Raw genomic sequence first — 24,595 nt, 5'->3', positions numbered from 1 at the left:
GACTATTCACGGTCTTCCGCGGTGGAACGGCGACGCATCGCGACGAAGAACCCGAGGGCCGCGGCGAGGACGACGGCCGCGCCGATGCCGATCACCACACCCGTCGACGAGCCGCTGTCGGAGCTGCTGCCGTCAGCGGCGACCGGCTCGGCCGACCACCAGCTCCAGTAGCCGTCCTGGCCGTAGATGTTGCCCGCGGCCTCGGGCATCGTCGTGATGGACTTGATCTGGTCGGTACGGTACGCCTCGACGGCGTTCGGATACGCGAGGACATTCATGTAGCCCGTGTCGTACAGCCGCGATTCCATCTGCTTGACCAGCTCGGCACGCTTGGCCGGGTCGTACTCGGCCGCCTGCTTAGCGTACAGCTCGTCGTACTGCTTGTCGCAGATGAAGTTGTCGGTCGCGCCGGTGTCCTTCGGAGTGGCGGGCAGCGCCGCGCAGGTGTGGATGGACAGCACGAAGTCCGGGTCCGGGTTGACGGACCATCCGTCGAAGGCCAGGTCGTAGTCGCCCGCGAGCCAGGGGTCGGAGACGTTGTCGAGGCATTCGACCTTCAGGCCGATACCGAGCTCGCCCCACCACTCCTGCAGATACTTGCCGATCGCCTTGTCGTTCGGGTCGGTGGCGTGGCAGAGGATACGGAAGTTCAGCGCCTTGCCGTCCTTGCCGGCGCGCTTGCCGCTGCCGTTCTTCTTGTAGCCGGCCTCGTCGAGGAGCCTGGCCGCCTTCGCCGGGTCGTAGTCGGTCCTCTGGCCCGCCTCCGGCTTCCAGAAGTACGCCGCGAAGCGCGGCGGGATGTAGCCCTCGCCCTCGACCGCATGCCCCTGATAGACCTTCTCGACGATGGTCCTGCGGTCGGTGGCGTGGAAGAGCGCCTTGCGTACGGCCGGGTCGAGCAGGGCCTTGTGGCCGCTGCCGAACTTCTTGCCGTCCTTGGACCGCGCGCCGGGGTTGGTGGCGAGGGCGAAGAAACGGCGGCCGGGGGCGTCGTTGACCGCGATGTTCTTGGCGTTCTTGAGGGCGGCCGCCTGGGCCGGGGTCAGGCCCTGGACGAAGGAGACCTCGCCCTTCTGCAGCGCGGCGACCGCCGCGTCACCGTCCTTGTAGTACTTGAAGACCAGCTCGTCGAACTTGGGCGCGCCACGCCAGAAGTCCTTGTTCGGCTTGAGCTTCACATACTGGTCGACCTTGAAGTCGGTGATGACGAACGGGCCGTTGCCGACGATCGGGAACTGCTTGTCGTTGTTGAACTTCGAGAAGTCGCCGACCTTCTCCCACACGTGCCTGGGCACGATCGGCACGTCCAGTGCCGTCATCGTGGCCTGCGGCTGCTTCAGCTCTATCACCAGGGTGCGGGCGTCGGTCGCGGTGACCTTCTTGAAGTTGGCGGTGAAGCTGCCGTTGGCGGTGGCGGCGTTCTCGTCCGACATCATCTTATTGAACGTCCAGGCGGCATCCTCGGCGGTGGCCTGCTTGCCGTCGGACCACGTGGAGTCGTCGCGGATCGTGAACGTCCAGGTGAGCTTGTCCGGGGACACCTCCCACTTGGTGGCGAGGCCCGGGATCGTACGGCCGTCCTTGGCGTCGTAATTCGTCAGGTAGTCGTAGGCCAGACGGTGGACCGAGGTGCTGATCAACCGGGACGCGAGGAACGGACTCAGGGAGTCCACGCTCTGCGACACGGCGACCGTGAGGACCTTCTTGCCGCCCTTGTCGTCCTTTGCGGCGGCCGCCCGGGCCTGGGTCTGCGACGGGGCGAGGGCGCGCTCCTGGGGCTGGGCCTGCGCCTGGGGGACGATCGCCCCGGTCATCGCAAGCGCGGAGGCCGCTGTGCCCGCGGCGAGAACCAGTCGGAAGCGGGGGCGCTGCCGGGAGCTGTGTGGTGAAGCTGTAGTGACCATGGACGGTGACCTCGCGTCATTACTCACTCGGAGAAGGCGGGTTGGTGATCTCTGGTTCGCCAGCTGGTGAAGCGAGGTTTATCAGCGGTGGTGAAGCCGCGTCAACGGGTCCTCAAACCGCGTGTGGGCTGCGGGAATGCGATGAGGGCCCGCACCGTGGAGACGGTGCGGGCCCTCATTGGTCGAGACCTCTGAAGCGCTACTGCTGAGGGGCTGGCGGTGCCTGCGGCGGCTGCTGCTGCGGCCATCCGGCCGGCGGTACAGGGCCTTGCAACTCGGGTTGCCCCGGACCGGCCTGAGTACCCGGCGGGAGCGCCTGACCCGGGGCGGCGGGGGCTCCCGCCGGCAGCGCCTGACCAGGACCGCCCGCCTGTGCGGGCGGTACGGCGGCCGGGTTCGCGGGCGACGGGGTCTGCGAGGGCGACTGCTGCCAGCCCTGGGGCGGGTAGCCCTGCTGAGGGCCGCCGTACGGCTGCTGGGGCTGCTGCGGGTGCGGCTGCTGGGGGTACTGCGGCGGGTACGGGTGCCCCGGCACCGGCGGTTGCCCGTGCATCGGCGGCTGTCCCTGTCCCTGCCACTGCGGCTGCGGCTGTCCCTGACCCGGCATCGGCGGGGCCGCCTGCGGCGGCGGGTTGCCATCAGCCGTCCACAGCCCCTGCTGCTGCTGGGCGCGCACGAAGTCCTCGGCGATCAGGGCCGAGAGGTTGAAGTACGCCTCACGGGTCTTCGGCCGCATCATGTCGAGATCCACCTCGGCACCGGCCGCCAGGTGCTCGTCGAACGGCACGACGACGACGTCGCGGCAGCGCGTCTTGAAGTGCGCCACGATGTCGTCCACCTTGATCATCTTGCCGGTCTCGCGGACCCCGGAGATGACCGTGATGGACCGCTGCACCAGCTCGGCGTACCCGTGCGCGGACAGCCAGTCGAGCGTGGTCGAAGCGCTGCTCGCACCGTCGACGGACGGCGTCGAGATGATGATCAGCTGGTCGGCCAGATCCAGCACTCCGCGCATGGCGCTGTAGAGCAGACCTGTGCCGGAGTCCGTGAGGATGATCGGGTACTGCCTGCCCAGCACGTCGATCGCGCGCCGGTAGTCCTCGTCGTTGAACGTCGTCGACACGGCCGGGTCCACGTCGTTGGCGATGATCTCCAGACCGGAGGGCGCCTGCGAGGTGAACCGGCGGATGTCCATGTACGAGTTGAGGTACGGGATGGCCTGCACCAGGTCACGGATGGTGGCCCCGGTCTCGCGGCGCACCCGGCGGCCGAGCGTGCCCGCGTCCGGGTTGGCGTCGATCGCGAGGATCTTGTCCTGACGCTCGCTGGCCAGCGTCGAGCCCAGCGCGGTGGTCGTCGTGGTCTTGCCGACGCCGCCCTTGAGGCTGATGACGGCGATCCGGTAGCAGGACAGCACCGGCGTACGGATCAGCTCGAGCTTGCGCTGCCGCTCGGCCTCCTCCTTCTTGCCGCCGATCTTGAACCGTGCGGCACTGGAGGGGTTACGGCTCGACTTGGCCTTCTGCTTGTTGTTGCGCAGCAGACGGTCCGAGGAGAGCTCGACCGCGGCCGTGTAACCGAGCGGCGCACCCGGCACGGACCGCTCGCGCTGGTCGTGCGTGACCGGCGTGGGCCAGGCGGCACCGGTGCGCGGGTCGACGGGACCGGCGGGCTGCGGCCCGCCCTGCTGCGCGGGCAGGTTCGGCGCGTGCGGTGCCTGAGGCTGCGCCAGCGGCTGTGCCTGCGAGGGGATCGGTGCGGGCGCGGGGGTGCCGGGCTGCTGGCCGGGTGCGGTCTGTTGGGGGAAGCCGTAGCCGCCTTGCGGCGTGGGGGTGTTGGGTACCTGCGCGGCGGCCGGTGGTGGGACCGGTGTGCCTGGTGCGGGCTGTCCGGGTGCGGCCTGCTGGGGGAATCCGTAGCCGCCCTGCTGTCCGGGTGCGGGGGCGCCGGGCTGACCGGGCTGGCCCGGGTGCGGGAAGCCATAGCCGGCCTGCGGCGTGGGGGTGCCGGGCTGCTGACCCTGATGACCGGGCTGGCCCGGGTACGGGAAGCCATAGCCGGCCTGCGGCGCGGGGGTGCCGGGCTGCTGTCCGGGTGCGGTCTGCTGGGGGAATCCGTAGCCGCCCTGGGGCGTGGGGGTGCCGGGCTGCTGACCCTGATGACCGGGCTGGCCCGGGTACGGGAAGCCATAGCCGGCCTGCGGCGTGGGGGTGCCGGGCTGCTGGCCGGGTGCGGTCTGTTGCGGGAATCCGGAGCCGCCTTGCGGCGTGGGGGTGTTGGGTACCTGCGCGGCGGCCGGGGGTGGGACCGGTGTGCCTGGGGCGGGCTGTCCGGGCGGGGCCTGCTGCGGGAATCCGTAGCCGCCCTGCTGTCCGGGTGCGGGCGGCTGGCCCGGCCACCTCGGCTGGGCCTGCGGCGGCGCGGACTGGTCGGCGTTCGGAGCCGCCGCGGGCCACTGCGGCGCTGCGGCCGGCGCGGCCGGCTGATAGGCGGGCGGCAGCGGCGGCAGTCCGGCGCTCGGCGCGGCCGGCGCCTGCGACCAGGGCTGTGCCCCGGCCGGCGGTGTGTCCTGCGGTTCGACGACGGCAGGCGCGGCGTCCTCGTGCGCGACCGCGTCAGGAACCGCGTCGGCGGGGACGGCGTCGGAGGGCGCGTCGGCGGGGACGGCGTCGGACAGCGCGTCGGTGGGGACAGCGTCGGACGGCACGTCAGCCGCGCTCTCGGCGGCCTCGGCGCCCTCCGCAGCTTCGTTCGCCTCCGCCGACGGCTCTTCGGAGCTCGCCTGAACCTGGACGTCATGGCCTTCGGACGTGCCCGTACCGGCGTCCGTACCAGGGCCGGCCTCCGCGGCGGATTCCTCGGAAGCCTCCGCCTCGGCGGCGGCCTCCTCCTCGGAAGCGGCCGCCGTCGACTCGTCAGCCGTGTCCGAACCATCGGCGGTGGCAGCGGGTTCGCCGGCCGCCGGTACGGCCGCCTCGCCGGATGCGGCCCCCTGTTCCGTCTCCGTGGCAGCGGCCCGCTCCGCCATCTCACGCTTGAGAGCGGCGGCGGAGAAGCGCATGGTCGCCCCGCTCTCCAGGTCGCCGCCGCCGAAGGAAGGCGAGGCGTCGGCGGCCGGTGCGGCAACGGCAGGCGGGGTCGGTGTCGTAGGCGCCGGCGCCTGCGGGGGCGCGGCCTGGGCCGGCTCCGTCGCAGCCGGTGACACGGACGCGACCGGGGCAGCGGCTGGCGGAACCGGAGCGGCAGGCGCGGAGGCTATGGGTGCAGGCGCCTGCGCCGGCGGCGGAGCCGGCGCCCAGTTCGGCTCGAAGCCGCTCCCTGCGGGCAGCCCCGGCACAGCGACCGGCGCACCGCCCGGCGGCGGCGGAGGAGGCGTCTGCTGAGCAGGGCCCCCGCCCGAGGTGTCGCCCGAAGCGTTCTGCGTGTACCAGGCCGGCGGGGTGTAGTCGATGGTGAACTCACCCGTCAGCTCGGCGGGCTCCGCGTCGGACTCGTCGACGGGAATGTTCCAGCCCCCGTGGATGTCGTCCCGATCGCCGTTCACTATTGCCTCCTGGTGTGCCTGGTGTGGTCGAGCACCCTTGTGCCGTGTTGGATGGTGCTTGGGGGCCACCGTGGAAACCGATCGGCCCGGCTCTCCCCCTGGGACGCGGCGAACACGCCCGCAGGTTCTTGTGCCGCGCCTCCACCCACCCTAATCGTCAACGATGCCGCACCGGCAGGGCGGACCCGTGGCCGACTGCTGTCCCGTTCGTCACGCCCTGCCCCCACGTGATGCGGGCGCGGCAGAGCGTGAGGGATCGCATGGCAAACCGGGACAACTGCTCATGGAATTCATGGAGACCGGCCGGTCCGACCCGTCGGCACGCCCCGGCCGGCCCGTCAGGCGCAGGCCGCCCGCACGGCAGCGGTGACGGCGCCGGCTGCCAGGAACCGGCACCACCCGCACACCCGGCGGCTTACTGCAGGTCGAACTCACCGTCGCGTGCCCCGAGTACGAAGGCCCGCCATTCGGCTTCGGTGTATCGCAGCACGGTCTCCGGATCCAGGGACGACCGCATGGCCACGGCGCCGCCCGGAAGATGAGCGATCTCGACCCGCTCCTCGTCCGGACTCGTGCCGGGGGCGCCCTGCCACTCGACGTTCGAGATGTCGAGTGCGTACAGCTCGTCCTTCTCTTGTGCGCTCCCCATCAGCGTGGCTTCCTTTCGATCACAGCCGAGATGAACGTGCCCACATGCACAGTGATGCCGCGTATGTCACTGTCGCTCTGCGTCACTTCGGGCATCCTAGGTCAGCCGTGCCCCGGGACGCGGGCCAGTTCGGGGACCGTTCACGGCAAAGAGACTCCACGCGGCCCCGCACCCTTTGCGTGGCGGTGTGTGCCGTTGCGTGCCAGGGAGGTGTCACCCGGCGCACGCCCTGCGCGCACGATCGGCCTGTTCGCCGCGTCGTCCGTGAAGGCGGGGTGAGATCTGCGATCAGTCCATCCGGCGGGCCACGCCCAGCAGGCCGGACTCCGCATCCGTGGCCGTCGTCATCACCCAGTGACGCTCGCGCCCCGCGCACCAGAGGGTGACCCCGTCCGCGAGAGTCGGCAGTGCGTCCGTCTCCATCCGGGACAGCCCCAGGATCCGGCCGATCTGCTCCGCTTCCTGCGGCGAGACCCGTTGGACACCCACCAACGTCGCGGTCCGCAACAACCGCGGTGCCACCGGGCTCAGATACGGCAGCAGCGTCATCACGGACTGCCATGGCGACGACACCACGCGCCCGCGCGGCGGCCGCATGCCGCAGTCACGCACCACCACGACCGGGCTGCCCACGCTCGCGCCCATCGGGGGGACGCGCCCCACATCGTGCAGCGTGATGCACTCCAGTCCGGCCCCCGCCGCCTGTGCCAGGAGGCTCCAGTCCTGGGCCCGCCCGGTCTCTACCGCCACGCGCGCGCCGGTGCCCGCCGCGCGAAGTGCCAGCACCTGCGCCGTCCACAGTCCGCCGATCAGCACCACTTCGTACGGTGTCGAGCGGTGGAACCCGATCATCTGCGGGCGCCCCTCGCCGTCGTCGCCGATCACCACACCGTCGTCGCCGACGGGCAGGGACAGCGCGCCCAGATGGTCGGCAGCCATGGTGTGTCCCGCGTGACGCGGCCCGAGGAGCCCTCGAAGCCCACGTGCAGATCCCGTACGGCTCATTACCGTGCACCCCCCAGCGGCAGCGTCGCCAGTGCTCCCGGCAACTGCTCGCGATCCAGTCGTAGCAGGCCGACCTTCGCCGTACGGGCGGCCTGCTCCAACACGCGCCGCACGCCGACCAGTTCGGTGTCGGAACCACCGGTGATACGTACGTTTCCGGCCACGGTCATCGCCCCCTGCCGTGAGTCACGCCGCAACGTGAGGCTGAAGGTGGTCGCGTAGGCCGGGGCGGCCGTGAGCAGGGAGACCAGCTTGGGAAGCGGAGACGCCCCGCGACCCAACTCCGGCCAGCGGCCCACCGCGTACGTCGTGTGCCAGCGGTCGTCGCAACGCCAGACCCGAGAGGTCTCGGCGGTCCGCCGCTGCGGTGCGGTGTCCGGCCGCCCGGCCCGGGCCGTCAGCCGCGGACTTGCGCACGCCGCGGTCGCCACAGTGGAGTTCAGCTCCTCCTGGTCCAGCACGACGGCCTGGAAGCCGGCGCCGGTGATACGGCTTGCCACATGGTCCGCCGCACGGACCAAACAGCGTTGGGCACCTTCGATGCCGCCGCCGCGCGCCTCGACGGCCTCCCGGCACCGTTCCGGATCCAGCTTCACGGCCACCCAGGTCAGCCGCAGCGCAGGTGCGCCGGTCCGCTCCTGGAGCGGGGCGTACGAGAGCCGTGCCACCGACTGCTGGGGCAGATGCGGTGCCGGGGCGGAACGCACCTGCTGCACCAACTGCACCGATTCCAGGACGATGTCGTCCACTTCGAGGGCACCGCCCAGGAGGGACAGCGGGAGTGCACGGGCCCCGAAGGCGGGGCGCAGCGCGGACCCGCTCGCCTCGACCCTCACCACGGCGGTCAGGAACGAGCCGTCGCCGAGCATCCCCACGGTGCGGCGCTTCCGGTCGACATAGGCGAACGGGCCGAAGCCCGGCACGCTCTCCGCGACCGGGGCCAGGGACGGATCCACATCCGCCGCCGCAGGCGCGGCCTGACGCCTGCGGGAGCGAAGGGCGAGGGCGGTCGACAACCAGTCCTGCAGGGCCTGGCCCCGACGGCGTATCACGGAGAGGAGCACGAGGACGCCCGCGATGACACAGGCGGGCACCAGCCACAGGCCGCCCAGCGCGACACCCACCGCGGCCAGCGCGAGAGCCGCCTCCACGAGCACCAACTGGCGCAGCTGGAAGGGGCCGAGACGGCTGGTGCGGGACAGGGGCCGCAGCGTCGTCGTCGCGGGGACGCCTTGCGCGGACGAGCCACCCCCTGCATTGCTGCGTTGCCGTTGGGAAGATTCGGAGGCTCGTTGGGAAGCCCGCCCGTTCCGCACGCGCGTTGCCGTACCCATCGCCGCGTTGCCCCCTCGTGTCCGTAATTACCAAATTCCCATGGGCGTTGACCGGGCGATCACCCTACCTGAGCAGTGGGACGCGGGCGCCAGCAGGCATAGTAGGGGGCGGTACGACGGCAGCCCATCTCGATGAGTGTGGGAACCTGGTCGCCCAGCGGGGAGAGGGACAGCGGACAGATGGCATCACGACGGGACGAACTCAACGCCTACACCTTCGCGAAGCGAAGGCTGATCGCGCAGTTCCTCCAGCCGAACGCGACCGGTTCGGAAGAAGGTGCACCCCGCCCCCTGCGTGCGGTGCTTCCCGGGGCCATCGTCGGGGTGGTGGTACTCGCGGTCTTCGGAGCCTGGGGGATGTTCAAGCCGGTCGCCCCCAAGGACTGGAACACGCCGGACGAGAACGTGATCATTGCGAGCAAGTCCACCACCCGCTATGTGGTCTTGAGAACCAACGGAAAGGTGCAGCTCCACCCGGTGCTCAACATGGCGTCGGCGAAGCTGCTGCTCCTTCCCGACAAGGGCAAGGTCATCAACGTCGACGAGTCCGTGCTCGACAGCGGGAAGATTCCGCACGGCGCCACGCTCGGCATCCCCTACGCTCCTGACCGGCTGCCCGATCCCAAGGAGGCCGGGGCGGTCAAGCGCTGGGCGGTCTGCGAGCGTCCCGGGCAGGGCGGTCGCTCCATCCAGAAGGCCGCGTTCGTCTTCGCCGAACGGGAGCAGAAGCAGACCGAGGGTGCCAACCGGCTGCGGGGCGGAGAGCTCCTCTACGTCGAGAGCGGGCCCGACGAGGCCCGCTACGTCGTCGACGCCGGCGGCAAGGCCTACCCCGTCGCGAAGGACGACCTCCTGCTGAGCCAGGTCGTCGGGCGGAACCAGGTGCCCCAGCGCGTGTCCGAAGCCTGGCTCAAGACCCTCCACAAGGGCGACACGATCGCTTTCCCGACCGTCCCCGGACGGATCGGCGACCCCGCGAACGCGCCGGGCGAACTGGACCCCGCGGACAACAGGATCGGCATGGTCCTGTCCGCGACCGACGGCACGAGGAACCAGCAGTACGTCGTCCTTCAGGGCCGGGTCGCGCCGATCTCGGACTTCACGGCGAAGCTCCTGCTGGGCAGCAAGCAGCTGATCAGCCTCGGCCAGCCCGGCAAGGCGAAGGCGGTCAGCCCCGGAGTCCTCGAGCCGGGAGCCCCGTTCAACCAGGACAAGGACTGGCCGGCGGCCAGGCCGGTACCCGTCAACGACGCCGGTACCGCCGAGGACAGCCGTAACACCGTCTGCAACGTGCTGCGTGAGGTCGACGGCGACAACGGGGAGACCACGCTGAGCACATGGGCGGGTACGGACTTCCCCGCCCCGCTGCCGACCGGCTCCACCAGCGCCTATGTCACCCCTGGATCCGGCCAGCTCTTCCGCCAGTTCAAGGGCTCCAACACCAAGAGCGGATTCCTCTTCCTGGTCACCGACACCGGACTCCGCTACGCGATGCAGTCCAACGGCGACACCGCCACCGACGACTCCGGCATCGGTTCCTCCGGCTCGGAGGAGGAGAAGCGGCAGCGGGCGCAGGAGGCGCAGCAGGCCCAGAACCGGCTCGGCTACAAGGACGTCGACCCTCTGCCCATCCCGGCCGAATGGTCGACGTTCCTGCCCACCGGACCCCGGCTGTCCACCGGGGCCGCGCGTCAGCCGCAGGGCTCCTGAGGACTGGGGCGAGATGACGAACCACACCCGGCGCCTGCTCACGACGGCGGCCGTCACCGCTCTCACTCTCGTCGGCCTGCCGCTGCCGACCGCGGTGGCGGACGACACGCAGTGCACCTTCCCGGGAAAGAAGTACGAAGGCCGCCCCTGGTCCCTGCAGCGGGTCCTGCTCGACGAACTGTGGAAGCAGTCCACCGGCAAAGGTGTGCGGGTGGCGGTCATCGACACCGGCGTCGACGTCAAGAACAAACAGCTGACGCGCGCGGTGGACGTCAAGAGCGGCCGCAATCTGCTTCCCAAGAACCTCAAGGACGAGAACGGCAACAAGATCGAGCGTGGCAAGGAGGACGGGACCACGGACACCGTGGGCCACGGCACCAAGGTCGCCGGCATCATCGCAGCCCGCCCCGACAAGGGCACGGGCTTCGTCGGCCTCGCTCCCGACGCCACGATCATCCCGATCGAGCAGAACGACGCCGACGGCCACGGCACTGCCAAGACCCTTGCCAACGCCATCAACTACGCGGTCACCGCACGCGCCGACGTGATCAACATCTCCCAGGACACGGCCAACGCCGTGGAGCCGGCCCCGGCGCTGAAGCAGGCCGTGGACGCCGCCCTCGCGAGGGACATCGTGATCGTTGCGTCGGCGGGCAACGACGGCCTGGGCGGCAACGTCAAGCGGACGTACCCGGCTTCGTACCCCGGGGTCCTGGCGGTGGCGTCCTCGGACCGCAACAACGAGCGTGCGGCCTTCTCCCAGTCCGGCGACTTCGTCGGCGTCGCGGCCCCCGGCGTGGACATGATCTCCACCGTCCCCGGCGGCGGCCACTGCGCCGACAACGGCACCAGCTTCTCCGCACCGTACGTCGCCGGTCTCGCGGCCCTGGTCAAGGCGAAGCACAAGGACTGGACACAGGAACAGATCGTCGCTCAGATCCAGCAGACGGCCGAGCGCTCGGTCGCGGGCCACGACCGCCTGGTCGGCTGGGGAGTGGTCGACCCGGTCCGCGCCCTCACCGAGGACGACAAGCCCATCGAGAAGCCGGTCGCCAACGAGGGCATGCCCAAGGCCGAGGCACCGACCCCGGCGAAGCTCCATCTCGGCGAGACACCGGAACAGCGCAACACCCGCCTCGCGACGTATGTGGTGGTGGGCGGCGGAGTCCTGGTCGCAACGATCGCGGGCGGCGCGGTGGCACTGCGCGACTCCCGACGGCGGGCCGGACGGGCTGCCGGATAACGGGTGGGTGAACTGTGCGCGGGAGCGGTGAAGCCTTGCGGGTGAACCGTGAAGCGTTGCAGGTGGCAAGGTGCCGACCGTTGCAACCGCACAGGGCCTGCGTGACGTCCTGACAGTTAAGTCGCGTGACGGATAAGACACTTGGGGCTGTCACTGGCAGTGGCTAGAGTGGGTTAGGTGCAATCGGTGGATGGCGAGTCACCACGATCGCAATGCGTGACAGCTGAAGCAAACGGGGAGGAATGGCATCGTGCTCGAGGTAGTTGGTGACGGGGGCAGCTATGGCGAGTGACCTCGAGCGCGGCGTCGAAGCGCTGAAGAAGTTCCGGTCAAGCGTGGACGGCGTGCTGAAGGACCTGGAAGGCGGCGACGGCGGCAGGACCAAGGTCGCCGCCGAGCGGGTGACCCGCGGGTCGTTCGGCGTCGGGCTGGACTTCGCGGAGGCCGAGGGTTTCTACAAGGAGTACAACCGCGTCCACAAGGCACTGGTCTCGCTGTCGAAGTCGCTCGGCGACCAGATCGAACTGCTCATCATCGGTGTGCACGCGGCCGACGTCGGCTATGACGACGTGGAGGAGGGGATGCGCGCCCGCTTCCACGAGATCAGGTCCCGTCTGGACAAGGAACGGGACGAGGCGATCGAGCGCGCGGAGGCGCAGGAGAAGCCCGCACAGCCCGAGGCGCCTCGCAACGATTCCAAGACCGTCGGCAAGGATCTGGGGTGATGAGTGATGAGTGACGAGAAGCAGCAGAAACCCGATACCAAGCTGCCCGAGACACCGCAGGAGCACCAGCAGGATCAGGCGAAGGACCAGTCCGACATCGAAGGGGGCTTCGCCGCCACCGACATGGTGGAGCGGATGAGGGACGCCTTCGATGTCTTCGGCCTCGGCTCCACCGGAAGCGTCTTCGGCTCGACTGCCTTCGACGGCCGCAAGCTCAACGAGATGCTGGCCTTCCTGGAGAGCGCCAACCCCGCGGACCTGGAAGACGCCGGCGATGCCCTGGAGAAGGCGAACGTCGCCATCAACAAGGCAGCCACTGAACTCGACGATTTCGTCAAGAAGACCGATTGGAAGGGCGAGGGCGCCACGGCGTTCCAGGAGTATGGCGCCGGGGTCGTGAGCTACGCCTGGTCCATCGGCAAGATGGCCAACGCGGCCGGCGCCCAGATGAAGGTCGCCAGCACAGGCCTGGCCTCGGTCCGCAACGCGAGGCCGCCGGGGGACGACCGCACGATCCGGAAGGAACCCAAGGACTTCGAACTCCCGGAGCAGACGGCGGACAACCCGGAGTACCAGAAGGCCCTGCAGGTCGAGAAGGACCGGCAGGAGGCCATCAACCAGATGAACCGTCTGGCTTCGTTCTACGCGGTCTCCCAAGGCATGCTGGCCAAACAGAAGGAGCCACTGCCACCGGCCGCGTACAAAGCGGCGGTGCCGGCGCCGACCGGATGGTTCGAGCCCGGCACCGACTCCGGAACCGGAGAAGCGCGCGACAGTCTGTCCCGGGGAACTTCCGGACATGCCAGCAGCGTAGGCGAGGCTGGCGTTACCGAGACCGCACCTCGCACCGAGGCACTCGGCAAGACCGGCTCCATTGCCGACTTCACGTCGATGGAGATCGACAGCGTGACCACGGCCCCGCCGCCCACGACTACCGCTCCGAACACGACGCCGCCGACCCCCGTCAGCAACCCGAACCAGGGAGGCGGTCCCGTCTCTCCTCCGCCCACCAACTTCGGCTTGCCGGGACGTGCTGCACCAGTTCCCCGGACCGGCGATCCGAGGACGGCCGGCGGACCGCCGAGCAAGGCCGTGGGCCGTGCGGGCACGCCGGGCGGCTCGCAGCCGTTGGGACGACCCGCCACGTCGACGGGGCGACCCCCAGGGACACCCAGCGGTACGTCGACCGGCCGCTCACCCATGGTCGGCCGTCCGAGTGCCACGGGGATCCCCGGCGGAGGCGGCACAGGACGTTCCGTAACGGGCGCAGGCCGTGGCCAGGCACCCATCGTGGGTCGGCCCGGTGGTACGGGCCAGCCTGTCTCGGGACGAAGCGGTGGCCAGGCGCCCATCGTGGGTCGGCCCGGTGGTACGGGCCAGCCTGTCTCGGGACGAAGCGGTGGCCAGGCGCCAATCGTGGGTCGGCCCGGTGGTACGGGCCAGCCTGTCGCCGGACGCAGCGGTGGCCCCAACGGACCTCGTGGCGGCCGGGGGGACGGAATCGTCGGCGGCACACCTCAGCGTTCCACCAGTGGAAGCACGGGATCGCGCATCCCCCGGGGCACGATCATCGGTGGAGACGGTCCGGCTGCGGGTCGATCCTCCGCGGCGCGGCCGAGCCAGGCGGGCGTCGTTGGGGCCAATCCCGGCAACACCGCCGCCCGGCCTGTCGGTCGCGGCACTCCCAGTGTGAACGGAGTCGTCGGCACCCCGCGCGCTCCCGGCTCCCGCCCCGGTACCGGAGCTGCGGCAGGTGGCGGACTCGCCGGTGGCCGCGCCAACCAGCGCCGGCCGGGAGAGGACGAGCAGGACCGTGAGGGCACTGCCCGCCCGGACTACTTGACGGAAGACGAAGAGACTTGGGCGAATCGCCGACGCGGTGCTGTGCCGCCGGTGATCGACTAACCACTGGGAAGGCTCGAAGCCAGAATGACGGCACGAACGATCGAGGGTCGCAGGTTTCGACGAGGCCTCGGCACCGTGGCTGCACTGACAGCGCTGACGAGCGGATTCGTCAGCGCTGCCCCGGCGGCGCTCGCTGCTGATGCACAGTCAAAGCAGTGGTACCTGGATGCCATGAACGCCGAGGAGATCTGGAAGACCTCGACCGGCAAGGGCATCACCGTTGCTGTCATCGACAGTGGTGTGAATTCCTCCGTTCCTTCCCTTCAAGGCAAGGTTCTGAAGGGAATGGACGTCGCGGAGGCCAAGGGGGACGAGACCGACGATTTCAACGGTCACGGGACCACGATGGCTGAGCTCATTGCGGGTTCGGGGGCGGGTGGAGGTCTCAAAGGGCTGGCGCCCGACGCCAAGATCATTCCCTTTCGGATCAGCGACACCGAACTCCAGAACAAAGAGAAAGTGAACGCGTTCGACGCAGAAGAAGCGATCAGGGCTGCCGCGGACAGCGATGCCAAGATCATCAATGCGTCGTTCGGCAACACGTACTACAGCTCTGGAGTCCGTGAGGCGGTCAAATACGCTCAGGCCAAGGGCAAGCTGTTCTTCGCCGGTGCGGGAAATGATGCGCAGAAGGGCAACCCCGAGAGCTATCCGGCGAGTTACCCCGAGGCCATTGCCGTGGCGGCAACTGACAGGGAGGGCGAGGTCGCCAACTACTCCCAACATGGCGACTTCGTGGATCTTGCTGCACCGGGCAGCGACATTCCCAAGTGGTGTGACGAGACGTTTACCCGTTACTGCGACGGGGACGGTGGCACAAGTGCCGCCACCGCCATCGCCTCCGCCTCTGCCGCCCTCATCTGGTCCGCCCACCCCGACTGGACGGCGAACCAGGTCCTCCGCGTCATGTTCGAGTCCGCCGCACGCGGCGAGGACTGGAAAGAGGGCACGGTGAGCAACTACCTCGGCCATGGGATCGTACGCCCCGGTGCCCACATCAACCGAGGCCTGGGCAAGCCCGGTGACCCGGGCACCAGCCCTCTCACCAACACCAAGGTCGGTGGTGGTGCCTCCGGTGCCGGCTCCTCCGCCTCGCCCGACCCCTCTGCACCAGCTTCGTCACAGGACCCAAAGCCCAAGCCCGGATCGAACGCCGCCGTGGCAGGCTCCAGTTCGGAGTCCTCGGAAGGCAGCGGTCAGCTGGGACTGGTGCTCGGCGCCATCGCCGCCGCAGTGGTGATCGGAGGCGGAGCATTCGCCGTCGTGCGCAAGCGCCGCAGCGCGTGACCGTCACCGGCCTCTGGTGACCTCAAGCCACCGCCACCCCGAAACCTCTGCCTATCACCACCCGGTGAAGCGCAGGCCGGCAAGTTCCAACGACGTATCAGAAGGGAAACCCAGCCATGTCACAGGGCCAGCGCCTATCAGATGAGCAAGTGGCCAAGCTTCAGGAGCACATTCTCCTGAAGTTCACCTCGATCAAGGGACAGCTCCACCAGATTCAGGGCACGATCGACAGCCTCGAAGGCCAGTGGAAGGGCATCGGCGCCGGGGCCTTCGACAAGAAGCAGTATGAGATCAACAACGCGATGGTGCGCATCGGCAACCTCCTTGCCGAGCACGTTGAGTCGATGACTCTGACGCGCAAGATCAAGGACGGCACGGAGGACGAAATCCGTGCGGCAGTGCAGTCCATCGACGTCAACGACGGCGCCCCGCAGTCGAGCATCCGCGGCCTGTAGCCCAATGAGGGCCCGCTCGACCTCAGCAAGTAATCACTGAAACGCAACCATCAAGGAGTTGGGGGAATCATGGCTTTGGGTTCACCGGATGAGCTCGTCGTCAAGTATGGCGCGCTCGACGCGACAGCCACAGTGCTCGGCAACCAGGCCAAGAAGCTCGAAGAGGACCTCGCCGAGATCAAGAAGGCCGTGGCCACCGTGGCCGCCGGGTGGGAGGGCGACGCGCACGAGGCCTACACCCGGAAGGCGGCGCAGTGGGACAAGGAGGCCGACATCATCCACAAGGCTCTCCAGGCCATCACCCAGGTCGTAGCCCGCGCCGGCGGCGACTACATGGGTGGCGACAAGAAGGCTGCAAGCTACTTCCAGTAAGGCGGGGGCTGTTCACAGCCGTCCGGGGTGGGCACGCGCGAGGGGTGCCCACCCCTTCCCATGCCCGAAGGCTCGGCGTCCGGTGACCTGGGACCGCCCGTGCCGCGTTACTCTGACCGGGCCTTTCGGTCGCTATGGCCAGGACCATCCTCCTCTGCCCTTCTACTGATTCAGGGCTTGCCCACTCAACTGGCGGCCCGCTAGTGCTGCGCGGATATGGATCGTGGACCTGCCAGGTGCTCGTAGCGCCGCTGGCGGAGTACGGGGGCCTGGCCGATCCGCTCATGGAACCGGCGTTCACCACGGCGGTTAGGTGCGCTGCGGTGAGCGGAGCCGGCCCGGCGGTGCTCAGTGATCTGGCGGTCACCGAGGAACTGTCGTCGCGCCGCCTCGTCGAGGTCCCCGGGGAGGGCGTCCACCTCCACCGCGCCCTCCGGCGCCGTCTGGCCCACGGGGACCCCTCCCCACCGGCCCGGCCCGCAACCCGCTCTCCCTGGCGGGCGGCTCCTCGGCCCGACCGTTCGCCCGCAAGGGAGAGTCGAGCAGGGAGCCGGGCTGCCCGGTCGTCCGTTCCAATTGCTTGTGTAGGGTCGACCTTTGACGTGTCCGGGACGTCTTGCGGACTTCCCGAGTGGAATGTCGATCTCTTGCTTGTCCGTACGGGGGAAGGAGTCCACCAGATGGCGTGGGATGAATGGGAGCAACTGAAAGCCGACGCCGGCAGTAGAAGCTCCTCGCAAATGCAACTGAACGAGGTGCCGAGCGACAGGAGCGGCGGGCAGCAGGGCGACCTCAAGGCCGACCAGGACGACCTGGCCGCGGTCGGCGACAGCGCGTTCAAGCTGTTCACGGAACTCCCCGCTACGGCCGTGACGCCTGGTCCAGCAGTCAGACCGCCGCCAAGGACCTCAAGACGCAGGAGTTCGAGCTCGGGGGCGCCCTGGACACGGTCCAGGAGCGCTGGGAGAAGTCGCTGACCACCCTGCTCGACGCCTGTGCCCACATCTCCAACCACATGGACTTCACGAACAAGGCCCACGCGGGCGACGAGTACCACATCGTGTCGACCGTCAGCAGCATCGCCACCCTCGACGAGGGTTTTGACGAGGGGACGAAGCGCTGATGGACCTCGAAGCCCTCCGACATGCCAACTTCTCGCTGCTGAACATCGCTATCGGCGACTGGGGCACGGTCGTCAAGAGCCTGACGCGCCTGGACAAGCGGGCGCGCGACGACATGAAGGCCAAGGCCGACAGGGCCAATTGGGCCGGCGTCAATGCCACTGTCTCGCGCGAGTTCATTTCCAAGACGGCCGGTGAGTTCTCGGACGCCCTAACCCAGGCGACCTCCCTCCACAACATCCTCAAGGATACGTACGACGAGCTCGTCGGGTACCGGGACAAGCTCAAGCAGGTCCTGGACGACGGCTTCGAGAAGGACAAGCTCTCGGTCTACGGCGAGAAGGGCGGCGGCTTCCGCGTCGTCCCGGCCGTCCACCCCGAACCTCCTGGCACCAAGGCGAAGGCCGAGGCCCTCAGGGACAGGATCCAGGATCTCCTCGGCCAGGCCACGACGAGCGACTCCACCGCCGCCCGTGCCCTGCGGGCGATAGCCGAACAGGCCGACTACGGCTTCTCCGGCGCCAAGCACGCAGACCGCGACTCCGCCGCCGACGCGCTGAAGAAGGCCGACGACATGGCAAAGCTGGCGAAGGACGCCAAGAAGATGTCGCCCGAGGAGCTCGCCGAATTCCAGCGGACCATGGCCAAGTACAAGGACGACGAGCTGTTCGCCGCCCAGTTCGCCTCCGAGCTGGGGGGCAAGGAGACCCTGCAGTTCTGGAACGACCTCGCCGAGATCCACGCGGGCGCGAGGGGCGAGGAGCTCAAGCAGCTCCAGAGCATCCAGAGGGACCTGAGCATGACGCTCGCCACAGCCACGCTGTCCGACGCGGACGGCATGACGGAGTGGAAGAAGAAGGTCCTCGACGAGGCGACCACGGCCTTCCGGACCAACCACTCGGACCCGCTGCGGCCGAACGGCGCCATGGGCTACCAGGTCATGAGCAGCCTGATGCACCACGGCAAGTACGACGCCGAGTTCCTCGACGCCTACGGCAAGCAGCTCCTGAAGATGGACATGGCGCCGGCCAGCAGCGCCGGCATGGGCACCAACGACCTGTGGAAGGCCGCGACCATGACGGACCTCGTCTTCGGCGACGACGACGGCCGTGACCCGATGATCGGCTTCATGAAGGCCCTGTCGCACAACCCCGAGGCCGCGCTGGAGACCTTCGACGACAAGAAGGTCTTCGAGCACGTCGTCGAGAGCATCCGGTACACGGACCGCGACGGTGCGGTGGCGCACGCCCTCGAAGCGGCGGTCACCGGCTACGGGGACGGCGAGAAGGCGACCGACATCAGGCCGCACAGCAAGGCCCAGGTCGCGCTGATGCAGGAGGTCATGCACGCGGTCGCACAGCCGGAGACCGGCAAATTGCTGGTCAACAAGGCCACGGGCGAGAGCTTCGGCGACATGGCGGCCGCCTACATGCCGGAGATCAACCGGGCGATCGCCGGCAATGGATCCGATTCGATCTTCATGAGCAACAGTCAGGACCCGGACGGCCTGAATAAGACCGACACGATGCGCTTCCTGTACGACGTGTCCAACGACCCCATGGGCCGGGCGGCGATCATCGTCGGCGAGAACATCTACACCGCGAGCTCGATGGAGGCGCACATCGCGAATCCGGACCTCTTCAACGGCAAGTCCGAGTTCCCGATCAACGCCATCGCGAGAAACACCGGAATCATCGAGGGAATCGTCGGGCACGCGGTCGCCGACGCCAAGATCGCCGGCGACCTGGGAGCCGAGAAGGACGCGAACGACGCCCTCAAGTCGAAGGGAGACGTGGTCAAGGCCTTCCTCGCCGCCGGCGTGAACGTGGGCAGCGTCGCCCTGGTGCCCGTGGGCGCGGGCGCCGCCATGACGGGCGCTGCGGCCAGCGGTTTCTTCGGCGGAGTCGCCGGTATCGCCGTGGACACCCTCCTGAAGGGCCAGGAGCAGCAGGGAGCGCTGGACAGGGCCCTCTACGCCTCCGGTGGGACGCTGAACGACACCATGGAGTCGGCCAAGGCGCAGACCCAGAGCAGTATCGCCGAGGCCATCAGCTCGCACGGTTCCAAGGAACTGACGGACGACGAGGCGAACGAGCTGGTCCGGGTGGCCCTCGAACAGGGCTGGACCGACGCCGACTCCATGATGGAAGAAATCCGCGCCCGCCCGGCCGCGTGATTCTCGAGTAGATGTGAGCAGACATATGCAGGCACGTCGGAAGAAACGCCTCGCGACCGCGGGAATAGGCTTCCTGGTGGCGGTCGGCACGGTCTTCGGGTACCTGGAGATCTTCACCAAGGGCGTCGACCGGCTGTCGGCCCGGCCGTGCGACGGTGCGGTGGACCGGGAGACGGCGGCGCGTGCCCTGCCCTCGGCGCGTTCGGCCGAGGAGCGAGGGAAGCTCCGGCAGAACCGGTCGGACGGCAACTTCTTCTTCGCCTGCTACGTACGCACCAGCGGTGGCTCCGTCATCTCGGGAGAGGTGGAGTCCCGTGACTCGGCTCCCGGCCCGTGGCGTGACTACTACGCGAAGGAGCCGTACGTCGTGGACCCTGTGGATGTGTCGTCCGGCGACATCAGAGCCGTGGTGCACCCGGACCACGCGTACGTGTACGTCCCCTGCACCCCGCCCGGCAAGAAGCCAGGCGAGGCGCGGGAGGCCTACGCGCTGACCGTCGACGCCCGCACCATCGGCAAGACCCGCGTCCAGGGGGACGAGTTGCGGCAGGTCCTCGTCGACTTCGCCTACCAGCTGGCTCGTCACACGTACAAGGCTGTCGAGTGCAAGGAGTCGCGGACCTTCCCGAAGGAACTGCCCAGGCTTCCGGCGGCCTGAGGAACACCAGAGGCCCGGCCCGCGTCCGCGCGGTCCGGGCCTCGGCGTACACCGGCACCCGTCACGACGCCGCCGCGACCAGCCCCTCCATCACTCGCAGGTCGTCGCCCATCTCCGGGCGCCACCGCACGCTGTCATGATCGCGCTGGCGGTGAGTACGCGGGACCGGTCGACGCCCTGGATGATGACTCCGAACCGGTGGTCTTCGCTCTGAGTGTCGAGCGGATCGACGGCTGGAGTCCCGCGTGCAACGTCTTGCGCCGAAGTGTCCTCTTCCCAGCGTTCGATGCCGGCAGAGAGAACTGACGCGCCGTCGAAGTGCAGGCGGCAGCGGTGTGGGCGGTGTCTCGGACAACGCGCCGCACGTGGGAATCTCCGTCTCGAGGTCGTCCGCCATGCGTCGGCCTGCGGTGGAAGCGTCGTTGAAGCCGTCCGCAGTGCCCATACGTGCCCATTCCTCGACCTTGCCGACATAGGGGTAGCGGTGCGCTGCTGCAGCATTCCTCGCGGCCGCAGCGCTCAAGGAATTATTCTTCTCCTTCGCCGTTTGCGCTGCGCGCGACGAACCGGAGTTTCGGCGCGAGCGGGACGCCGGGGCCGGTCGGGTCGAGCCGGGTGATCAGCTGGTACGGGCCTATGTGGCGCGGGCCGTTACCGGAGGGCCGTTCCGTGCGCCCTCGTTCCATCTGCGAATCCCCTCTGCCCGTGCCGTCAACCGGGAGAGCCTATCGAGGCCCCCGAAGCCCTTCTACGCGTGGTCGTACGTGGGCGTGCCCCGGCTGCTTGAACGCTGCCCGCAGCCCGCACCCACTCACGCCTCGTCGGGCTCCTCGGGGGAGGGAGCCGACGTCTCGTCGGTGGGAGTGACGTATGAGCCCTTGCCGGGGGCGGTGAAGATCAGGCCGTGCTCCCGGAGTTCACGCATCGCGCGCCGCGCGATCACCGCGGATGATTTCTCAAGGCCGGTGACGTGTGCGGCTGAGCTCGCCCGTTGCCGTCACCGCGGGGGTGTCGGGAACGTTCCGCCGATGCGTCACTTCAGCCTGTCGCTGCATGCTCCTGATGTCGGGACAGCGTCGGCGTAGGCCGCGATGAGCTTGTGCATCTCGGCCTCCGTGGCGTCGTCGTGCGTCACCCTGACCGTCGCCCAGAGCAATTGGTCCGAGCTGTTCGCGTCGGGGCACTCGACGCGTCCCACGGCCCCCTTCTTCGAGTACAGGAAGCGGCGGTCCTTGCTCGGGGTGTCCGCCGGATCGACGTCGAGTGCCACCCGCGCGACGTCCTGTGCCGTAGCGTCCTTCTCCCAGGGCTCGATGCTGGCGGACAGCGCCGACTCGTCGTCGACGTGAAGCCGGCAGCGCTTGTTGCCGCCGACATCCGACGGGTGCAGGCTGACCTTCTCCCCAGGGGGCAGGACGGGCTCCAGCGCCGAAGCCGCGACCTTCACACCGCACAGATCGGTGGGAACCGCGTACTCGCGGGTCGGCGAGGAGCACGATGCCGTGAGCATGAGCATCGCCGTCAGGCCCGCACAGGCCGCCAGCGTTCGCGCCGTGTGACTCGGTGCGCTCAGGATCACTTTCACGGTCCTTCCGGATGAGAAATTCGGTCGGGGCGTCACAGGGCGGAGCGGCTCGGGTCTGTGACGCCGTTGATACGCGTCAGATGTCCGTCTGGAGCTCAGGTGCCACACGGCCCGAGAAGTCACCGCCGTGCTGGTAACCGTCCCGTGCGCCCGTGCGTGCCCACTCGGCGATGTCGCCCTCGTCGGGCAGCTTGTGGGCCTTGGCGGCCTCGGCCGCGGCGTTCTGGGTGTACTTGATGTTGGCGTCCAGGCCGCTCTCCCAGTCCTCGCCCATCTTCGCGCCCGCCGCGTCCTTCGCGTTGCCCTCGGCGTCCTGGAACAGCTCTTCCAGGATCAGGCTGCTCACCGTGCTGGCGCCACCACCGACCGCGGCACCGACCACCGGACTCGCGATGAACGAGACTCCTACACCGATGCCGGTGCCGATGCCGCCCGACACGGCGTTCTTCCACTGAGCCACGGACTGTTCGTACTTCTTGTCCGCTTCCTCTGCGGGGCCGGCGACTGCCTCCTGACGGCCGACGTTGAGCGTTCCCGAGACCTCACCGGAGGCATGGGCGATCTCGCTGACGAGCAGCTGCTTGTTGCCGCTGTAGCGCTGGTCCGCCGGGAGGTCCGGGTTGAGGTGGTAGTCCATCAGGTTGGCCATGTATGCCTTCTGGCCGACCTCGACCGCGGCGTACCCCTCGGGGTCCTGACCGATCGTGAGCAGGAACCGTGAGACGTCCCGGTGATGCATGACGGCTTCGCTGCCGGCCACGGGGAACAGCTTCTCGACCCGGTCGCGAGCTTCCTTCTCCGTCTGCGTGGCGTCGGCGCTCGGGTTGGTGTCCGTGGTCGCCCGGTTGATGTCGGGCAGGTATTCGGAAGCGATCTGGCCGATGCTGTCCGACATGTACGAGTGATCCGTGAGGCGCTTGTTGTCCTCGGAGATCGATGCCACGAGGTTCTCCATGAGCCGCGCCTGCTCCGGGCTGTGCGGCGGAGTGTCCTCGGTCGGCAGTTCGCCCGCGGGGTGACCGGTCGTCGCGGCCTCGAGCGCCTGGGCCAGGTTGTTGCGGCCCTCGATGCTGTCCTCGCCCTTGTCGTCCCTCTCCTGGGGCCAGTCCCGCTCCTCGAAGAGGTAGTCGAAGTTGCTCAGCTCCCGCTTCTCGTTCTTGCCGTTGCCGTCGGAATCCTCTTCGAACTCGTGGTCCTCGTCCTTGGTGACGAAGTCCGCGTTGAAGAAGTCGGTGGCCGCGTCCGGGCTGTTCGCCAGAGCCTTGAGGAAGCCGGTCATGGGGTCGGATCCTGAGTCGGAGCCCGTGCGGTTGAGGAGCGGGTCCATTCCCATGTGCTGCCAGGCCATCGGCACGTGACGACCGTTGTCGGTCATCTTCTTCTCGGTCTCGATCAGTTTGGTGCCGTAGTCCGTCAGGAACCGGTCGTCGTAGTCGCCCCAGCGCATGAGGTTGCTCATGACCTGGAAGCCCATGGTGGTGCTGTTCTTGGAGATGGGCTGGTCGCCGAGGTTGACCATGTCGACCTTCCAGCGGGACATCTCGGGCGTGTCCGCCTGAGAGGCTGTGGCGAGGGTCAGGCTCAGGTACTTCTGGAGGTCGTCGTACTGGTCCACGCGATCGCGGCCGACCTTGTACGCGGCACGAGGGTCGTTGATGCCCGCCCAGAAGTTGAGTGTCCCCTGCGGGCCGAGCGTCGTCGCGAAGTGCTCGGCGAAGATCTCGTCACCGGAGTACTTCTCCAGGCCCGACTTCAGCGCGTCGAAGTCCGCCGGCGTCATGTCCTCCGGCTTCTTCTTCGCCAGGGCCGCGAGTCGCTCGGCCTCCTTGACGGCGGCGGCGGCAGTGTCGCGGTCCTTGTACTTGGCGTCCGAGAAGCCGTGGTCCGTGAGGTCCACCAGCGCCTTGAGTGACGTGGCGGCGGTGCTGTCGATCTCGGTCGCCTTGTTCAGGATCCCCTGGAGTTCATCGCGCAGGGCGTCGAGGTCCGACTGACCGCCCGGTGCTTTCTTGTCAGGGTTCTCCCGTACGGTGAAACCGCCGCCGTTCGCGGTCACCGTGAGGTTCTTGCGCCGGCCGCGCTCGATGGCCTCCTCAAGTAGACGCTGCTGCGTCTTCAGCTCGTCGCGTGTGTCGCGCATGATGTCGCGGATGGACGTCGCCTGGGTGACGGCATCGCCGAACTCTCCGGCGGTCTTGCCTATGAACTCACGTGAGACGGTGGCGTTGTAGCCAGTCCAGTTGGCCTTGTTGGCCTGACCGTGCAGTCCCTCCTGGGCGTCCTTCTTCAGCGTTTCCAGTTTGGTCAGCATGCTCGTCCAGTCGGTGACCGTGTCGTCGAGCAGCTTGAAGTTGGCCGAGTGCAGAGCGTCGAAATCCATCAGGCCCTCAGTCCTCGTCCTTCTTCTTGTCCTTCTCCCCGTACACCGGGTTCTTCTCGCCCTGCTTGGCCCAGTCCTCGTCGAACCCGGCGTCGAGCGTGTAGATGCTGCTCACATGCCGTTCGATGAAGACTTCGTCGCCGGCGTGCGCGTTCTTGGTGAAGTCCATGTGGTTCGAGATCAGCGCGCACGCGTCCATCACGGACCCGAGCTGCTTGTCCCACCGGGTCGACACGTGCTGCAGCGCCTTGCCGAGCGCGAAGCCCTGCGAGTCCAGGTCGGTTCCGGCCCCGTCCGTGCTCGTGACGCGTGCTTCTTTCCACAGCCGGTTGTACAGCGTGAAGGCGTGGTCACCGATCTTCGCCAGATCCTTCTGGTGCACCGTGAGGTCGCCCTGCGGGCTTCCGGCATTGGGTCTGTCCTCGGGCGGCAGCCCGTTGAGCTGCATCTGCGCCGACTCGTTCTCGGCTGCCGATGCCTTCAATTGCTCCCACTCGTCCCAAGCCATTCGCAGGGCTCCTTATCCCGTACCACGATGGACG

General features: G+C 68.5%; 18 protein-coding genes and 1 pseudogene. 10 read left to right on the top strand and 9 right to left on the bottom strand.

Annotation, left to right across the window (positions count from 1 at the left end):
• Positions 1 to 2 precede the first annotated feature (2 nt).
• The 5 genes from OHS70_RS09850 to eccE all read right to left on the bottom strand — a co-directional run bounded on the left by OHS70_RS09850 (position 3) and on the right by eccE (position 8,436).
• Positions 3 to 1,904: an ABC transporter substrate-binding protein gene (locus OHS70_RS09850; RefSeq protein WP_328395791.1), complete on the bottom strand. Its 1,902-nt coding sequence runs from the start codon at positions 1,902 to 1,904 to the stop codon at positions 3 to 5.
• A gap of 199 nt (positions 1,905 to 2,103) precedes the next feature.
• Positions 2,104 to 5,448, bottom strand: a complete 3,345-nt coding sequence (locus OHS70_RS09845) for an SCO5717 family growth-regulating ATPase (RefSeq protein WP_328395789.1) — start codon at positions 5,446 to 5,448, stop codon at positions 2,104 to 2,106.
• Positions 5,449 to 5,863: 415 nt separating this feature from the next.
• On the bottom strand, positions 5,864 to 6,097 hold the full coding sequence (locus OHS70_RS09840; RefSeq protein WP_328395787.1) for a DUF397 domain-containing protein: 234 nt from the start codon (positions 6,095 to 6,097) through the stop codon (positions 5,864 to 5,866).
• Between the two features lie 288 nt (positions 6,098 to 6,385).
• The gene (locus tag OHS70_RS09835) at positions 6,386 to 7,102 is read right to left on the bottom strand and encodes a hypothetical protein (RefSeq protein ID WP_328395785.1); all 717 of its coding nucleotides are present in this window, start codon (positions 7,100 to 7,102) and stop codon (positions 6,386 to 6,388) included.
• Complete coding sequence (gene eccE / locus OHS70_RS09830) at positions 7,102 to 8,436, bottom strand: type VII secretion protein EccE (protein WP_328395783.1); 1,335 nt, start codon at positions 8,434 to 8,436, stop codon at positions 7,102 to 7,104. Before eccE ends, OHS70_RS09835 begins: the two co-directional genes overlap by 1 nt.
• A gap of 180 nt (positions 8,437 to 8,616) precedes the next feature.
• On the opposite strand from eccE, the gene eccB reads away from it, so the two are divergent.
• From eccB to OHS70_RS09780, 10 genes and pseudogenes are all read left to right on the top strand, one after another.
• Positions 8,617 to 10,146 (top strand): type VII secretion protein EccB, encoded by a 1,530-nt coding sequence (gene eccB / locus OHS70_RS09825; protein ID WP_328395781.1) that lies wholly within the window; start codon positions 8,617 to 8,619, stop codon positions 10,144 to 10,146.
• Between the two features lie 13 nt (positions 10,147 to 10,159).
• Complete coding sequence (gene mycP / locus OHS70_RS09820) at positions 10,160 to 11,389, top strand: type VII secretion-associated serine protease mycosin (RefSeq protein ID WP_328395779.1); 1,230 nt, start codon at positions 10,160 to 10,162, stop codon at positions 11,387 to 11,389.
• 281 nt (positions 11,390 to 11,670) lie between these two features.
• Positions 11,671 to 12,114 carry a hypothetical protein gene (locus OHS70_RS09815; protein ID WP_328395777.1) on the top strand — a complete coding sequence of 148 codons (444 nt, stop codon included), beginning with the start codon at positions 11,671 to 11,673 and terminating at the stop codon, positions 12,112 to 12,114.
• A gap of 6 nt (positions 12,115 to 12,120) precedes the next feature.
• Positions 12,121 to 14,019, top strand: a complete 1,899-nt coding sequence (locus tag OHS70_RS09810) for a hypothetical protein (protein ID WP_328395775.1) — start codon at positions 12,121 to 12,123, stop codon at positions 14,017 to 14,019.
• 24 nt (positions 14,020 to 14,043) lie between these two features.
• Positions 14,044 to 15,306 (top strand): S8 family serine peptidase, encoded by a 1,263-nt coding sequence (locus OHS70_RS09805; RefSeq protein WP_328395773.1) that lies wholly within the window; start codon positions 14,044 to 14,046, stop codon positions 15,304 to 15,306.
• 116 nt (positions 15,307 to 15,422) lie between these two features.
• A complete protein-coding gene (locus tag OHS70_RS09800; protein WP_328395771.1) occupies positions 15,423 to 15,761 on the top strand; it encodes a WXG100 family type VII secretion target in 339 nt (112 codons plus the stop codon).
• Between the two features lie 69 nt (positions 15,762 to 15,830).
• Positions 15,831 to 16,133: a WXG100 family type VII secretion target gene (locus OHS70_RS09795; protein WP_328395769.1), complete on the top strand. Its 303-nt coding sequence runs from the start codon at positions 15,831 to 15,833 to the stop codon at positions 16,131 to 16,133.
• 197 nt (positions 16,134 to 16,330) lie between these two features.
• A pseudogene (locus tag OHS70_RS09790) lies at positions 16,331 to 16,635 on the top strand (LysR substrate-binding domain-containing protein); the annotation flags it as partial.
• A 620-nt stretch (positions 16,636 to 17,255) separates the two neighbouring features.
• Positions 17,256 to 19,430 (top strand): hypothetical protein, encoded by a 2,175-nt coding sequence (locus OHS70_RS09785; protein WP_328395767.1) that lies wholly within the window; start codon positions 17,256 to 17,258, stop codon positions 19,428 to 19,430.
• A 25-nt stretch (positions 19,431 to 19,455) separates the two neighbouring features.
• Positions 19,456 to 20,088 (top strand): hypothetical protein, encoded by a 633-nt coding sequence (locus tag OHS70_RS09780; RefSeq protein ID WP_328395765.1) that lies wholly within the window; start codon positions 19,456 to 19,458, stop codon positions 20,086 to 20,088.
• 811 nt (positions 20,089 to 20,899) lie between these two features.
• Here OHS70_RS09780 and OHS70_RS09775 read toward each other — a convergent pair.
• The 4 genes from OHS70_RS09775 to OHS70_RS09760 all read right to left on the bottom strand — a co-directional run bounded on the left by OHS70_RS09775 (position 20,900) and on the right by OHS70_RS09760 (position 24,561).
• Entirely contained in the window at positions 20,900 to 21,031 is a 132-nt protein-coding gene (locus OHS70_RS09775; RefSeq protein ID WP_328395763.1) for a hypothetical protein, read from the bottom strand.
• 90 nt (positions 21,032 to 21,121) lie between these two features.
• The gene (locus tag OHS70_RS09770) at positions 21,122 to 21,667 is read right to left on the bottom strand and encodes a hypothetical protein (RefSeq protein WP_328395761.1); all 546 of its coding nucleotides are present in this window, start codon (positions 21,665 to 21,667) and stop codon (positions 21,122 to 21,124) included.
• An 82-nt stretch (positions 21,668 to 21,749) separates the two neighbouring features.
• A complete protein-coding gene (locus OHS70_RS09765; RefSeq protein WP_328395759.1) occupies positions 21,750 to 24,053 on the bottom strand; it encodes a hypothetical protein in 2,304 nt (767 codons plus the stop codon).
• Positions 24,054 to 24,060: 7 nt separating this feature from the next.
• Complete coding sequence (locus OHS70_RS09760; RefSeq protein ID WP_328395757.1) at positions 24,061 to 24,561, bottom strand: hypothetical protein; 501 nt, start codon at positions 24,559 to 24,561, stop codon at positions 24,061 to 24,063.
• Positions 24,562 to 24,595: the final 34 nt, after the last annotated feature.

Source organism: Streptomyces sp. NBC_00390 (assembly GCF_036057275.1).
Classification (GTDB): domain Bacteria; phylum Actinomycetota; class Actinomycetes; order Streptomycetales; family Streptomycetaceae; genus Streptomyces.
This window is presented reverse-complemented; position numbering and strand designations above follow the sequence as displayed.

What these genes read in the sequence shown, in the direction of transcription:
- OHS70_RS09840 (WP_328395787.1), bottom strand. Translation starts at nt 6,097, where the DNA reads ATGGGGAGCGCACAAGAGAAGGACGAGCTGTACGCACTCGACATCTCG.
- OHS70_RS09780 (WP_328395765.1), top strand. Translation starts at nt 19,456, where the DNA reads ATGCAGGCACGTCGGAAGAAACGCCTCGCGACCGCGGGAATAGGCTTC.
- OHS70_RS09765 (WP_328395759.1), bottom strand. Translation starts at nt 24,053, where the DNA reads ATGGATTTCGACGCTCTGCACTCGGCCAACTTCAAGCTGCTCGACGAC.
- OHS70_RS09760 (WP_328395757.1), bottom strand. Translation starts at nt 24,561, where the DNA reads ATGGCTTGGGACGAGTGGGAGCAATTGAAGGCATCGGCAGCCGAGAAC.
- OHS70_RS09810 (WP_328395775.1), top strand. Translation starts at nt 12,121, where the DNA reads ATGAGTGACGAGAAGCAGCAGAAACCCGATACCAAGCTGCCCGAGACA.
- OHS70_RS09800 (WP_328395771.1), top strand. Translation starts at nt 15,423, where the DNA reads ATGTCACAGGGCCAGCGCCTATCAGATGAGCAAGTGGCCAAGCTTCAG.
- eccB (WP_328395781.1), top strand. Translation starts at nt 8,617, where the DNA reads ATGGCATCACGACGGGACGAACTCAACGCCTACACCTTCGCGAAGCGA.
- OHS70_RS09850 (WP_328395791.1), bottom strand. Translation starts at nt 1,904, where the DNA reads ATGGTCACTACAGCTTCACCACACAGCTCCCGGCAGCGCCCCCGCTTC.
- OHS70_RS09815 (WP_328395777.1), top strand. Translation starts at nt 11,671, where the DNA reads ATGGCGAGTGACCTCGAGCGCGGCGTCGAAGCGCTGAAGAAGTTCCGG.
- eccE (WP_328395783.1), bottom strand. Translation starts at nt 8,436, where the DNA reads ATGGGTACGGCAACGCGCGTGCGGAACGGGCGGGCTTCCCAACGAGCC.
- OHS70_RS09795 (WP_328395769.1), top strand. Translation starts at nt 15,831, where the DNA reads ATGGCTTTGGGTTCACCGGATGAGCTCGTCGTCAAGTATGGCGCGCTC.
- mycP (WP_328395779.1), top strand. Translation starts at nt 10,160, where the DNA reads ATGACGAACCACACCCGGCGCCTGCTCACGACGGCGGCCGTCACCGCT.
- OHS70_RS09785 (WP_328395767.1), top strand. Translation starts at nt 17,256, where the DNA reads ATGGACCTCGAAGCCCTCCGACATGCCAACTTCTCGCTGCTGAACATC.
- OHS70_RS09805 (WP_328395773.1), top strand. Translation starts at nt 14,044, where the DNA reads ATGACGGCACGAACGATCGAGGGTCGCAGGTTTCGACGAGGCCTCGGC.
- OHS70_RS09835 (WP_328395785.1), bottom strand. Translation starts at nt 7,102, where the DNA reads ATGAGCCGTACGGGATCTGCACGTGGGCTTCGAGGGCTCCTCGGGCCG.